Consider the following 13,734-nt stretch of genomic DNA (forward strand, 5'->3'; position numbering starts at 1 on the left):
TAGACGACACCGACGCCACGTTCAGTGCCCACCAACGGCGGCGACGGCGTCGGCGACCGGGACATCGCCCGCGACCAGTTCGAGGGTCCTGCCGATGGTGTGGGGGGCGTCGAGCAGGGCGCGGAGTACGGCCGCGACATCGTCGCGGGAGATCTCCGCGCGCTCGACGCCCTCGCCCAGTTCAACGAGGCCCGTACCCTGGGCATTGGTCAACCGCCCTGGGCGGAGGATGGTCCAATCCAGCTCGCGCGAGCGCAGATCCTCCTCGGCGGCCGCTTTCGCACGCAGGTACGCCGCGAACACCTCACCCACCTCGGGATCGTCCGCCCGCTCCAACGCCATCGCGCTGATCTGCACGAACCGCCGCACGCCCGCGCGCTCGGCGGCATCGGCCAGCAGGATCGAGGCGTTTCGATCCACCGTCTCCTTGCGGGCGGCCCCGCTGCCCGGTCCGGCACCCGCGGCGAACACCACGGCGTCCGCGCCGGACAGCACCTCCGCGACCGCATCGACACCGGCGCTTTCCAGGTCGAGCACCGCGCTGTCGGCGCCTGCCGCGGCCACATCGCTTTCGTGCGTCGGGTTCCTGATGATGCCGCGCACGGCATCGCCCCGCTCGGACAGCAACCGTGCCAGCCGCAGTGCGATCAACCCATGGCCACCGGCGATCACCACTCGCATCATGGCTTCACCCTAGCGACCGGCTGGCACGTCAGCGCGCCAGCCATCGCACGCCCGGGTGCGGCGAAACGGTCGGCGGCGCACCTCCGTTACGGCGCGCTCGCCTCGAGGTCGGTAGCGTCGAGGATCTGCTCGTAGGCCAGTTCCTGGCACCACCGCGAGATCGGGTCCGTGCCCAGCATGATGCGCTCGGTGCTGCCCGACAGGTCACGGTGTACGTGCTCGTCACCGTCCACGGTCAACAGCGAGACGCCGTAGGCGCGAGCGCGCGGCAAGCAGTTATCCACGTAGTCATGCGTCACGGCCGCTTCGGCAGGCAGCACGATCGCTGCGTCGAAGTAACGCGCGAACGGCACCACCGAGGCCAGCGCCGTGCGCCAGTGCCGCGTCACCACGACCACACCGGTGATGTCGACAGCGGGCGAGGGTGCCACGTCGGCCAGCTCGGGCCAGGTCCAGGTTGCCACCTCGGTGCGGTCGATGACCGGGCCATAGTCGTTCGCGATCCGCTCGGCGTGCGCTTCGGGGCGCAACCGCGCCACCATGTGGATCTTCCTGCCGAGCACGCGTGCTTCGGTCAACACCTCGCCGTTCCAGCCGAGAGCGCTCGCGGCCGCACGCGCCACGGCGTGGGTGTCGTCCGGGAGTGGCCCAGGGGGCACCGCCCGCTTCGGGCATGCGTCAACTCCCTGCGACCCCCCAGCGATCGACGTCGATCCGGTGCGACCAGGTGTCACCGCCACGAAGTCAGCCTCCTCCGGTTTCAAGCTCCCGACTCGCCGACGAGCCGGGGCGTGCAGCGCGTACACCTATCTAGCTATCAGGCGGTGATCGCGCGCGTCTGCTCCTGTCGACGAGCATGCGACCGACGGCAGCGAACGGTCGGTGACCGGTCGGTGGGCGGTACACCCACTTCAGTCCGACGGTACGACCAGATGGGTGATGTGCGACCGCTGCACGCACGGAGCTAGCTACGGTCAGCAATTTCACTGTGACCCTGTGGCGGGAGCGCCCCGGCGCTACGCGCTGCGAGGTGACCCACACCGCCGCCGCCACACCCCGGCGATGACGCCCCGGGGATCTAAGGTGAGCGGTAACCCCACCGAGCCACGCGGGGCACTGCCGCGTGGCTGCTGGCATTCATGCACGGAGGTTCCATGCGTCCACCGAAGGACTTCTTCGCGCCGCTGGCCGTCGGCGCTCCGGACCCGGTCCGGGAGATCCCGTTCCGGCCATCACGGATGATCCACTTCTTCGACCCGAGCAACGAGAAGATGCGCGGCAAGGTGCCTGACATGGCCCGCGAGGTCGATGTGCTGCTCGGCAACCTGGAAGACGCCGTTCCCACCGACCGCAAGGAGACCGCCCGAGCCGGCCTGGTCGAAGTCGCCAGGACCGCCGACATCGGCGATACCCAGCTGTGGACCAGGGTGAACAGCCTGGACTCCCCCTGGGTCCTCGACGATCTGATCACGCTGGTCACCGAGGTCGGCGACAAGCTCGACGTGATCATGGTCCCCAAGGTCGAGGGCGCCGCGGACATCCACTACGTCGACCAGCTGCTCGCGCAGCTGGAAGCGCGCGCGGGCCTGCGCAGGCCACTCCTGGTACACGCCATCCTCGAAACGGCCAGCGGCGTAGCCAACGTCGAGGAGATCGCCGGTGCCAGCCCCCGGATGCAGGGCATCTCGCTCGGCCCAGCCGATCTGGCCGCCAGCAGGCGGATGAAGACCACCAGGGTCGGCGGCGGGCATCCCGGCTACCTGGTCCGCACCGACCCGTCCCGCGAGGACGAGACCGGAGTGCACGAGGGCCGCACCACGTACCAGCAGGACCTGTGGCACTACACGGTGTCGCGCATGGTCGACGCCTGCGCGATGCACGGCATCCTGCCCTACTACGGGCCGTTCGGCGACATCCGTGACGTGGTCGGCTGCGAGGACCAGTTCCGCAACGCCTTCCTGCTGGGCTGCGTGGGGGCATGGAGCCTGCACCCGAAGCAGATCACGATCGCCAAGAAGGTCTTCTCCCCGGCCCCGGAAGACGTTGCCTGGGCTCGCAAGGTGATCGCGGCCATGGGTGACGGCACCGGCACCGTCATGATCGATGGGAAGATGCAGGACGACGCCACCGTCAAGCAGTGCCGCGTGGTCGCCGAGCTGGCCGACGAGCTGGCGGCGCGCGACAGGGAACTTGCCGAGGCCTACGACGCCGCGACCGAGAAAGTGATGGCCGAATGACCGACCGGCAGACCCCGCGACCGCGACGCTCGGTGCTGTACATGCCCGGCGCCAACGAGCGCGCATTGGAAAAGGCCAAGACACTCCCGGCGGACGCACTGATCCTCGACCTCGAGGACGCCGTCGCGCCCGGGGTCAAGGAGGAGGCGCGCGAACGAGTGTGCGCCGCCGCGGCCTCGGGCGAGTACAGCTCGAGGGAGGTGACCATCCGCGTCAACGGCCTCGACACCGAGTGGCACGAGGCCGATCTGCGCGCGGCGGCGAAGGCCGGGCCGGACGGCATCGTCGTGCCGAAGGTGTCCTCAGCCGCGCAGGTGCACACCATCGAGCGCGCACTGGAGTTCGCGGGTGCGCCGCCGCACACGGCGATCTGGGCGATGATCGAGACGCCCACGGCGATGCTGCACGCCGAGGAGATCGCCGCCGCGAGCGACCGGCTGAGCGTGCTGGTCATGGGCACCAACGATCTGGCCAACGAGCTGCACGCGGAGTTCGTCCCCGGACGCGCGCCGCTGCTCGGCGGGCTGTCGCTGGCGTTGCTGGCCGCGCGGGCGGCAGGCAAGGTCATCCTCGACGGCGTGTACAACGACGTCGCCGACGCCGAGGGGTTCGAAGCCGAGTGCGTGCAGGGGCGGCAGCTGGGATTCGACGGCAAGACCCTCATCCACCCCAGCCAGGTGGAGCCGTGCAACCGGGTGTTCACCCCCTCCGAGGAGGAGGTCACCAACGCCAGGAAGGTCATCGAGGCGTTCGAGCAGGCCAGCGCCGAGGGCAGGGGCGTCGTCACGGTAGACGGCCGCATGATCGAGAACCTGCACGTCGACAACGCGCGCCGCGTGCTGGCACTGGCGGAGCAATGACGTAGCGGTGGAGCCGAACGTGGCGTTGGTTCCTTCTACGGCACCGAACGTCACGTTCAGCTCCCACCCCCGGATGGCCCGCGCGTGAGCTGAACGCCACATCCGGTTCCGAGGGAGCCGGCGCAGCACGAAGGCCCCATCCCGATCGGGATGGGGCCTTCGTTCGGTGGGCGAGGAGGGAGTTGAACCCTCACGTCCTTTCGGACACACGGACCTGAACCGTGCGCGTCTGCCATTCCGCCACTCGCCCTGGCGACTGCGCGAGCGGGACCACTGTAGCAGGCTGGCGAAGGTGGGATGCCACAGGGCCGGGGACCGGATCCGGGCACCCTGGGAACCGGGCGAGACGAGTTTTACCGAAGGCACAGTGCCTTACCACGTACACACAGATACGATCGAACGGTAAGAGGACGTGCGAAGGAGGCCGAGATCGGTGGGCCGCGTTCAGCGCTTTGATCGGCGCCTCGAGGGCATCGTGGGTAATGCCTTCGCACGCTTGTTCGGCGGCAAGGTCGTGACCCAGGAAGTTGCGCATGCGCTCGAGCGGGAAAGCGAGGACAACGTCCGTGAGCTCGCCGGTGGTCGGTGGCTCGCACCCAACCACTACATCGTGTCGTTGGGCTCGACAGATTACGACCACATGGCGAGCTCGCAGGACCGCGTCACCCGCATCCTGGCCGATGCCGTCGCCGAACACCTCGCGGAACACGGATGGGATACATATGGTGACGTCGTAGTCTCGCTTGAGTGCAACGGAGCGCTACGCACCGGACAGTTCCGGACCCGATCAGCCGTCGACCCGGATGTGTCGGCGCACAGTGCATCGAGCGCAGCAGAGTCAACACCACCCCGCGACGCAGGAGGCCGAGCAATGAGTCAGCCACCCGGCTACGGCCAGTACGACCAGGGCGACCCGTACGGACAAGGCCCGTACGGCTACGGCCAGGGCCAACCCGGCTACGACCCCAACTACGGGCAACCCGGTTACGACAGCTATGGCCAGCCCGGCTACGGCCAGTACGACCAGGGCGACCCGTACGGACAAGGCCCGTACGGCTACGGCCAGGGCCAACCCGGCTACGACCCCGGTTACGGCGCTCCCGGCGCGGCACCGGGCTATGACCCCGGTTACGGCGCACCCGGCACCCCGCCGGGCGGAGCACCCGCCTACGACCCCAACTACGGCGCACCCGGCGCGGCACCGGGCTATGACCCCGGTTACGGCGCACCCGGCACCCCGCCGGGCGGAGCACCCGGCTACGACCCCAACTACGGCGCACCCGGCGCGGCACCGGGCTACGGCCCACCGGGCACACCTCCAGGCGGGAACCCCGGCATGGGCGGGTACGGCCAGCCGGGCTACCCGCCGCAGGGGCCACCGGGGCCGCCCGGCCCGCAGGCGCCACGCCAGCTGAACGCCACGCTGCAGCTCGACGACGGGTCGAACCGCAGCTACACGCTCAAACAGGGCAGTAACGTGATCGGGCGTGGCCAGGACGCGGACTTCCGGCTGCCCGACACCGGCGTGTCGCGCCGCCACCTGGAGATCACCTGGGACGGGCAGAGCGCCACACTGGCCGATATCGGATCCACCAACGGAACGACCGTGAACGGCACACCGGTACAGACGTGGCAGCTGGCCGATGGTGATGTGATCAGGGTGGGACACTCGTCCCTGACCTTCCGCACCCAGGGATAGCAGCCCACCTGCCACACCTTGGGTCGACAAGCGCAAACGAGGGCACTACGAAGCGGGAGTGGGCGTAGGCGGTGCCAGAACTAGTGGTACAACTCACCAGAGCAGGGTTTCTGGCCCTGCTCTGGTTATTCGTGCTCGCCGCGCTGCGGGTGGTGCGTTCGGACCTCTACGCGGCATCTGGCCTGCGCACCGAGCTCCCGCCTGCCAAACGCGGCAAGCAGCCCAAGGCGCGCGGCGGTGGAGGCGGCAAGCAGCCACGGCAGCTGATCGTGACGCACGGCGCACTGGCCGGTACCCGGATCACGCTCGACGATCGGCCGATCCTGATCGGGCGGGCGGACGACTCCACCTTGGTCCTCGACGACGATTACGCTTCCACCAGGCATGCCCGACTATCCCTGCGAGGATCCGACTGGTACATCGAAGATCTGGGATCGACCAACGGAACCTACCTGGATCGGGCTAAAGTCACAGCACCCCTCCGAGTGCCACTCGGCGTCCCCATACGGATCGGCAAGACGGTGATCGAGCTGCGCCCATGACCCTTGTCCTTCGCTACGCCGCCCGCAGTGATCGCGGCCTGGTTCGCTCCAACAACCAGGACTCCGTCTATGCCGGGCCACGCCTACTCGCCCTCGCGGACGGCATGGGCGGCCATGCCGCCGGGGAAGTCGCCAGCAAGGTGGTTATCGCCGCCCTTGCGCCACTGGACGACGACGAACCGAGCGAGGATCTGCTCTCCCAGCTCCGCGACAGCGTCATCAGCGGCAACAACGCGATCGCCGAGCTGGTGGAGAACGACCCCGAACTCGAAGGCATGGGCACCACGCTCACCGCGATCCTGTTCGCGGGCAGCAAGCTCGGGCTGGTGCACGTCGGCGACTCGCGTGCCTACCTCTACCGCGGCGGCCAGTTCAGCCAGATCACCCACGACGACACATTCGTCCAGCAGCTCCAGGACGAAGGGCGCATCACCGAGGAGGAGGCCGAGAGCCACCCACAGCGGGCGCTGCTGCTGAAAGCCCTCACCGGCCAGGAGGTCGAGCCGCACCTGACGGTGCGGGAGGCGCGCGCTGGTGACCGCTACCTGCTGTGTTCCGACGGCCTGTCCGGCATGGTCTCCCACGACACACTCACCGAGGCGGTGGCCACGGGCGACCCGCAGGAATGCGCCGACCGGATGATCGAGCTCGCGCTCAAGGGCGGCGGCACCGACAACATCACCGTGGTCGTCGCCGACGTCGTCGACGTCGACTACGGCGAGGACGCCCCGATCGTCGGTGGCGCGGCGGGTGACGGCACCGACGAAGGACCGCAAGGAGACTCCCCAGCGGCACGGGCACAGGCCCTCACCACGCCGCCCCAGCAGGAACAGCCCGCCGAGCCAGCTGAACCCCCGCAGGACGAGGACACCGGCCGCAGCCGGGTGCGCAAGGTACTGACCTTCACCGCGCTGTTCGGCCTCGTCCTGGTGGTGATCGCCTCGGCCGCGCTGGCCACGCGGCATTTCGTGATGCAGCAGTACTACGTCGGGGTGGACGAGGACAACGAGGTCGCGATCTACCAGGGAGTCACCGGCAGCTTTCTCGGCATGGAGTTCAGCTCGCGCTCCGAGGGCTCCTGCGCCCCCGGCGACGCGCTGTGCGACCCGCTGTACCTCGCCGAACTGCAGGACGCCGCCCGCTTCGAGGTCTGCAGGGGGGTACAACAGGACGACCTGCAGGGTGCGCGCAACTTCATCCAGACGCTCCGGGAGAACCTGGTGCTCGATGACCCGGACCCGCAGGCACGGGGCGAGGTCAGTTGCGATCCGGATGACACGGCAGGTGGCGAGAGCTGATGTCGTCACCGGTCGACACCTCACCAGGCAGCGGCAGCAGCGGCCCGACACGCAAGCCGCCCACCCGCCGCGGCACCGAGCTGCTGATGCTCGGCTTCGCCACGCTGATCGTGACCCTGGCGCTGGTGCTGGTCGACGCCAACCAGGAGCAGGAACTCACCCTGTCCATCGTCTGGTACGGGCTGGCCTACCTCGGCATGCTCACCGTCGCGCACCTCGCGGTGCGGTGGTGGGCGCCGTACGCCGACCCGCTCATCCTGCCCTGCGTCGCGCTGCTCAACGGCATCGGTCTGGTGATGATCTACCGGATCGATCTGGCGATGGCCGAGCGGGCCGCGCAGCAGGACTTCGCCTTCTCGCCGGACGCTCCCCGGCAGGTGGCGTGGACGGCGATCGCGCTCGTGCTGTTCCTGGCTGTGCTGTACCTGGTCAAGGACCACCGCATGCTGACCAAGTACGCGTTCACCTGCGGTCTGGTCGGAATCATCGCACTGGCCACTCCGGGGTTGCTGCCCGCGTCGATCTCCGAGGTCAACGGCGCGAAGGTGTGGATCCGGTTCGGACCGTTCAGCATCCAGCCAGGCGAGTTCGCCAAGATCCTGCTCCTGATCTTCTTCGCTGCGTTCCTGGTGTCCAAGCGCGAGCTGTTCATGTCCGCGGGCAGGCGCATCTTCGGCGTCGAGCTTCCCCGCCCGCGCGATCTCGGCCCGGTCATCCTCGCCACCGGTGTCGCGCTGGCGCTGTTCGTGTTGAAGAAGGACCTCGGTCCCGCGCTGCTGCTGTTCGGCGTCGTGCTGATGATGATCTACGTAGCCACCGAGCGCGCTATCTGGATCTTCCTCGGCCTCGCACCGTTCGCGGTGGGCTGCGTGATCGCCTACCAGATGTTCACCCACGTGCAGCAGCGCGCCCACAACTGGCTGGACCCGTTCGCCACCTATGACGACCCCGGCGGGGGTTACCAGAACGCGCAGGCCCTGTTCGGGCTCGGGACCGGCGGGGTCGCCGGGACCGGCCTCGGCGCGGGTAGGCCCGAGATGGTGCCGCTGTCCAAGACGGACTTCATCTCCGCCGCCATCGGCGAGGAGCTCGGGTTCATCGGGTTGGCCAGTGTGCTCATGGTCTACCTGATCCTCGCGATGCGCGGGTTGCGCGGCTCGCTCGCGGTGCGGGACACCTTCGGCAAACTGCTCGGTGGCGGGCTGGCCTTCGCGCTGCTGTGGCAGGTGTTCGTCGTGGTCGGCGGGGTCACCAGCCTCATTCCGATGACCGGCATGACCGCGCCGTTCCTCTCCTACGGTGGTTCCTCGCTGCTGGCCAACTACATCCTGGTGGCGCTGCTGCTACGGATCTCCGATGCGGCGCGCCGACCGCAGACACCCGCCAAGCCGCGCGCCGACGCGCAGCGCACCCCGCTGTCGGATACCGGAACCGTGCTCGTGGAGCGGCCGTCATGAACACGCCGCTCCGACGGGTGGGTATCGCCATGCTCGCGATGATCGTGCTGCTGCTCGGTCACACCACCTATATCCAGGTGTTCAAGGCAGACTCGTATCGCGCCGACCAGCGCAACCAACGGGTGCTGCTGGACGAGTACTCGCGCGAGCGGGGGCAGATCGTGTCGCAGTTCGACGGTCAGGTGCTGGCTCACGGCGAGCGCACCGGCGGCAGGCTACAGTACCTGCGCACGTACCCCAACGGGCCGATGTACGCGCCGGTGACCGGCTACTACTCGTGGCGGTACGGTGCGGCCGGCCTGGAACGCGCGCAGAACGACATCCTCAGCGGCAACGACGCCCGGCTGTTCGTGCGCAGGCTCTCCGACATGATCACCGGCCGCGACCCGCGCGGCGGCCACGTCCAGGTGACCATCAACCCTGAGGTGCAGCGCACCGCCTACGACTTGATGAGCCAGCGCGGCTACACGGGTGCGGTGGTCGCCCTCGAACCGAACAGCGGCGAGATCCTCGGGCTGGTGTCCACACCGTCCTACGACCCCAACGAGCTGTCGACCCATGACGGCGAGGCGCAGGAAACGGCGTGGACCTCGATGTCCGAGGACCCGGCCAAGCCGATGGCCAACCGCGCCATCCGGGAGACGTATCCCCCTGGATCCACCTTCAAGCTGGTCACCACCGCGGCGGCGCTGGAAGACGGCGCCGACGCCGACACCGAAGTGAACGGGGCGTCGAGCATCACCCTGCCCGGCACCCAAACCCAGCTGCAGAACTTCGCGGGGCAGAGCTGCCCCGGCACGACCCTGCAGGCCGCGCTCGCCTACTCGTGCAACACGGCCTTTGCCGAGATCGCCGGCGAGCTGGGTGCGGAGAAACTGCGTGCCACCGCGGAGAACTTCGGCATCGGACACTCCGATCTCGACATCCCGATGCGGGTGGCCCGCTCCAGCCTCGGTGAGCTCGACGGGCAGGCCGAGCTGTACCAGAGCGGGATCGGCCAACGTGACATCCGCCTGACCCCGCTGCAGGTGGCCCAGCTCGCCGCCACCGTCGCCAACGACGGCGTGGCGATGCAACCGCGCGTGGTGAGCTCGCTGCTGGCTCCCGACCTGTCCACCATCGAGGAATTCGGCGACGACGAGCTCACCGGTGACCCGGCGATGTCGGCGGAGAACGCCGAGATCCTGCACGAGATGATGCTCGAGTCGGAGGAGAACACCGCCGGTGGCGGCAAACGCGACGACCTGACCATCGCGTCCAAGACCGGTACCGCCGAGCACGGCCCCGACCCGAAGAACACCCCGCCACACGCCTGGTACACCGCCTACGCCCCGGCCGACGACCCGGAGATCGCGGTGGCCGTGCTGGTGGAAAGCGGTGGCGACCACGGGCTCGCCGCTACCGGTGGCACGGTCGCCGCCGAGGTCGGCAGGCTCACCATCGACGTCGCGCTGGGAGGTGGCGAGGAATGATCACCTCCGGCAAGCTGCTCGCGGACCGGTACCTGCTCACCGGTCGGATCGCCGTGGGAGGCATGGGCGAGGTCTGGCAGGCCAACGACACCAGGTTGGACCGCACCGTCGCGGTGAAGATCCTGAAGGCGGAACTGTGCGGGGACGCCGAGTTCGTGCACAGGTTCCGCACCGAGGCACGCACCACCGCGGCCCTGAATCACGCCGGGATCGCCGCCGTGCACGACTACGGTGAGGCGAGCGCATTCGACGGCGGTGAGGACAACATCGCTTACCTGGTGATGGAGTACGTCGACGGGGAGCCGCTGGCAGGCATCCTCGCGAAGTTGGGCCGTATCCCCACCGAGCGGCTGCTGCCCATACTGGAGCAATCCGGCCGCGCGCTGCAGGCCGCGCACTCGCGTGGCCTGGTGCACCGGGACGTCAAGCCGGGCAACATCCTGGTCGTGCGCAGCGCGGACGGCACCGAGACCGTCAAGCTCACCGATTTCGGCGTGGCCAAGGCGGCCGACGCCGCCCCCGTCACCCGTAACGGCATGGTCATGGGTACGGCGCACTACATCGCGCCGGAACAGGCCATCGGGCACGATGCCGAGCCTGCCAGCGATGTGTACTCGCTCGGGGTCTGCGGCTACGAGTGTCTGACCGGCCATCGCCCGTTCCTGTCCGAGAACGCGGTGACCGTGGCGATGATGCACATCAGGGAGGCACCACCTGCGCTGCCCGCCGACGTGCCGCCCACGGTGCGCACCCTCATCGAGCGGACACTGGTCAAGGACCCGGCGCAGCGCTACCGTGACGGCGGCGAGTTCGCCGCCGCGGTCGCGGCGGTACGCGCGGGCGGGCCACCGCCGCTGCCCACAGGGCTGGCACATCCGGACACGCGGCCACGCATGCGGCCGGTGGCGGTCCCGCCGCTGCCGTACCCGAGGGCGACGCCTCCACCGCAATCCCCACCCACCCCGCCCCAGGGGATGGAACGGCTCGCCAGCGGACCACCGGGCGGCCGGGCAGGCGGCAGGCGGGCCGACGGGCCGGGTCCCCGGCCACACCCCGAGGGCGCGGAACCGGTATGGCGGGCCGAGCGGGATCCGAGGCAGCTCGGCGGTGTCATGCCGGGAGGCGTGCCGTCTCCCCGGCGGCAAGGCAACGCCTGGCCGTGGGTGACCGTCGTGGTTGTCGCCGCGGTGCTGGTGGTGGTGCTCGCCATCGCGGTGTTCCTCGCGCTCGATTCCGGCGGTGACACGCCACGGGACGAGGCCCCGGCAGGCGCCACCGAGTACGAACTGTCAGAGTAAGGACGTGATTCATCCAACAGAGTGAAGGACGGGCATCCTGCAGGGAACCAGAATCGGCCGGGATCGCCGGCGAACCCGAGAGGTTGTCCTGCGCGTTAACCCTGTGGGGCTGGTAGAGGAGCAAGCTAGCTTTGCTGCGAGAGTGAGAACGGGCCTACCCAGATGAGCACAGCCAACCTGCTGTCCGACCGTTACCAGCTCGGTGACACGCTCGGCTACGGCGGCATGTCCGAGGTGTACCACGGGCACGATGTACGGCTCGACCGCGAGGTCGCTGTCAAGATCCTGCGCGAGGACCTCGCCAGGGACCCTATCTTCCAGGAGCGGTTCCGTCGCGAGGCGCAGAACGCTGCCGCGCTGAACCATCCCGCGATCGTCGCCGTCTACGACACCGGCGAGACCGCCAGTGACAGCGGCAGGTTGCCGTACATCGTGATGGAGTACGTCGACGGCAGGACGCTGCGCGACATCGTCAAGACCGAGGGCCCCATGTCCTCGCAGCGCGCCATGGAGGTCATGGCCGACGTGTGCGCCGCGCTCGACTTCTCCCACCGTCACGGCATCGTGCACAGGGACGTCAAGCCCGCGAACGTCATGATCACCAACAACGGCGCTGTCAAGGTGATGGACTTCGGCATCGCCAGGGCCATCCACGACGGCCAGGCCGCGATGACGCAGACGGCCGCGGTGATCGGCACCGCCCAGTACCTCTCCCCCGAACAGGCCAGGGGCGATTCCGTGGACGCGCGCAGCGACGTCTACGCGGCAGGGTGCGTGCTCTACGAGCTCGTCGCGGGGCAGCCGCCGTTCACCGGGGATTCGCCGGTGTCGGTGGCCTACCAGCACGTGCGGGAGGACCCGGTACCGCCGTCGACGATCAACCCCGAGGTCAACCCCTCGCTGGACGCCGTCGTACTCAAGGCGCTGACCAAAGGCCCTGCCAACCGCTACCAGTCGGCTGCGGAGATGCGCTCCGACCTGGTGCGCGTGCTGGCCAACGAGCGGCCAGTCGCACCCGCGGTGATGACCGACGAGGATCGCACCCAGGTGCTGGCCGCCGGTTCGAGCGAGCCGGATGACACCGACTACGACGAGCTCGACGAGGAGGAACGGCGCAAGCGGCGCAATCGCATGCTGCTGGTGCTGGCTGCGGTGGCGATCGCCGCGATCGCCTTCATCATGTGGCTGGCCGGGCTGTTCGACGTGGGCGAGCGCGACGCCGAGATCCCGATGGTGGTCGGTCAGGAGTACAGCTCGGCAGAGCGCAGCCTTCGCGACGCCGGGTTCAACGACCTCGACCGCCAGTCCGTGCCCTGCTGGCCACAGGCCTACGGTGAGGAGCCGCCGTGCACGGCCGACGACGTCGGCAAGGTCGTGGACACCGATCCCGAACAGGGCACCACGCACCCGGTCACCACCGAGATCGTCGTCCAGGTGGGCGCACCGCCCGAGGTCTTCGACATGCCGGATCTGACCGGGATGAGTGCCGACGAGGCCGAGCAGGTCGTCGATGAGCACGACCTGCTGCTGGATCCGACCCAGCAGGAGATCGACAACAACGACCCGGATCGCGCGGGCCAGGTCGCCGAGCACACCCCCGAAGCGGGTGAAGCCACTGAACAGGGCGAGGTCGTCACCCTCTCGGTGTATGCCGAACCGGAGATGGTGGAGGTCACCGACTACGTCGGCGAGACCTTCGACATCGCCCGCACCGGCCTCGAAGCCGCCGGGTTCGAGGTCAACCGGCAGGACGTCGACTCGAGCGAGCCCGAGGGCACAGTCGTCGACCAGTCCCCACGCAGCGGTGAGGCCGTCGCGGGCTCCGAGGTCACCGTCCAGGTGTCCACCGGCGCCGATGAGTCCATGGACATGCCCGACGTGATCGGCATGACCGAGGGAGACGCCCGCTCCGCGCTCGACGACGCGGGGCACATCGGCGAGGTACAGGTCGTGACCCGGGAGGTGCGAGACCCGCGGGAGGACGGGGAGGTCATCGCCAGCAACCCGGACGCCGGTGACGAGATGACACGCTCCTCCGGCGTCACCTTGGCCGTTGGCGAGTTCAACCCCGGCGACGATGACGACGACGATGACGACGACAACGGCATCTTCGACCAGGGCCGCCCGCGGAACTGAAGCCGGTAGCCGGGAGCCCGACGCGGCGCGGGCTCCCGGAACGCCACCCCG

Annotated in this window: 11 protein-coding genes and 1 tRNA gene; 9 read left to right on the plus strand and 3 right to left on the minus strand. The window is 68.9% G+C overall.

What is annotated here, in order from left to right:
• Positions 1-21 precede the first annotated feature (21 nt).
• Together F8178_RS00100 and F8178_RS00105 are read right to left on the minus strand one after the other, a co-directional pair.
• Complete coding sequence (locus F8178_RS00100; RefSeq protein ID WP_317493033.1) at positions 22-681, minus strand: NAD(P)H-binding protein; 660 nt, start codon at positions 679-681, stop codon at positions 22-24.
• An 89-nt stretch (positions 682-770) separates the two neighbouring features.
• Positions 771-1,424, minus strand: coding sequence for a hypothetical protein (locus tag F8178_RS00105; RefSeq protein WP_317492498.1), 654 nt, complete (start codon positions 1,422-1,424; stop codon positions 771-773).
• A 414-nt stretch (positions 1,425-1,838) separates the two neighbouring features.
• Here F8178_RS00105 and F8178_RS00110 point away from each other — a divergent pair, with 414 nt between their 5' ends.
• Both F8178_RS00110 and F8178_RS00115 read left to right on the plus strand, forming a co-directional pair.
• Positions 1,839-2,921: a CoA ester lyase gene (locus F8178_RS00110; protein WP_317492499.1), complete on the plus strand. Its 1,083-nt coding sequence runs from the start codon at positions 1,839-1,841 to the stop codon at positions 2,919-2,921.
• Positions 2,918-3,781: a CoA ester lyase gene (locus F8178_RS00115; protein WP_317492500.1), complete on the plus strand. Its 864-nt coding sequence runs from the start codon at positions 2,918-2,920 to the stop codon at positions 3,779-3,781. Before F8178_RS00110 ends, F8178_RS00115 begins: the two co-directional genes overlap by 4 nt.
• A 167-nt stretch (positions 3,782-3,948) precedes the next feature.
• Here F8178_RS00115 and F8178_RS00120 read toward each other — a convergent pair.
• Positions 3,949-4,031 (minus strand) — tRNA-Leu (locus F8178_RS00120).
• A gap of 183 nt (positions 4,032-4,214) precedes the next feature.
• On the opposite strand from F8178_RS00120, the gene F8178_RS00125 reads away from it, so the two are divergent.
• The 7 genes from F8178_RS00125 (at position 4,215) to pknB (ending at position 13,683) form a co-directional block, all read left to right on the plus strand.
• Positions 4,215-5,480: a DUF3662 and FHA domain-containing protein gene (locus F8178_RS00125; protein WP_317492501.1), complete on the plus strand. Its 1,266-nt coding sequence runs from the start codon at positions 4,215-4,217 to the stop codon at positions 5,478-5,480.
• Positions 5,481-5,551: 71 nt separating this feature from the next.
• Positions 5,552-6,022, plus strand: a complete 471-nt coding sequence (locus tag F8178_RS00130; protein ID WP_317492502.1) for an FHA domain-containing protein — start codon at positions 5,552-5,554, stop codon at positions 6,020-6,022.
• Positions 6,019-7,320 (plus strand): PP2C family serine/threonine-protein phosphatase, encoded by a 1,302-nt coding sequence (locus F8178_RS00135; RefSeq protein ID WP_317492503.1) that lies wholly within the window; start codon positions 6,019-6,021, stop codon positions 7,318-7,320. The genes F8178_RS00130 and F8178_RS00135 overlap by 4 nt, the downstream gene beginning before the upstream one ends.
• Positions 7,320-8,777: an FtsW/RodA/SpoVE family cell cycle protein gene (locus F8178_RS00140; RefSeq protein ID WP_317492504.1), complete on the plus strand. Its 1,458-nt coding sequence runs from the start codon at positions 7,320-7,322 to the stop codon at positions 8,775-8,777. Before F8178_RS00135 ends, F8178_RS00140 begins: the two co-directional genes overlap by 1 nt.
• Positions 8,774-10,249 carry a penicillin-binding protein 2 gene (locus tag F8178_RS00145; protein ID WP_317492505.1) on the plus strand — a complete coding sequence of 492 codons (1,476 nt, stop codon included), beginning with the start codon at positions 8,774-8,776 and terminating at the stop codon, positions 10,247-10,249. Before F8178_RS00140 ends, F8178_RS00145 begins: the two co-directional genes overlap by 4 nt.
• Positions 10,246-11,547: a serine/threonine-protein kinase gene (locus F8178_RS00150; protein WP_317492506.1), complete on the plus strand. Its 1,302-nt coding sequence runs from the start codon at positions 10,246-10,248 to the stop codon at positions 11,545-11,547. The genes F8178_RS00145 and F8178_RS00150 overlap by 4 nt, the downstream gene beginning before the upstream one ends.
• A gap of 162 nt (positions 11,548-11,709) precedes the next feature.
• Positions 11,710-13,683: a Stk1 family PASTA domain-containing Ser/Thr kinase gene (pknB, locus tag F8178_RS00155; protein WP_317492507.1), complete on the plus strand. Its 1,974-nt coding sequence runs from the start codon at positions 11,710-11,712 to the stop codon at positions 13,681-13,683.
• Positions 13,684-13,734: the final 51 nt, after the last annotated feature.

This window comes from Haloechinothrix sp. LS1_15, from assembly GCF_033042135.1.
Taxonomy (GTDB): domain Bacteria; phylum Actinomycetota; class Actinomycetes; order Mycobacteriales; family Pseudonocardiaceae; genus Haloechinothrix.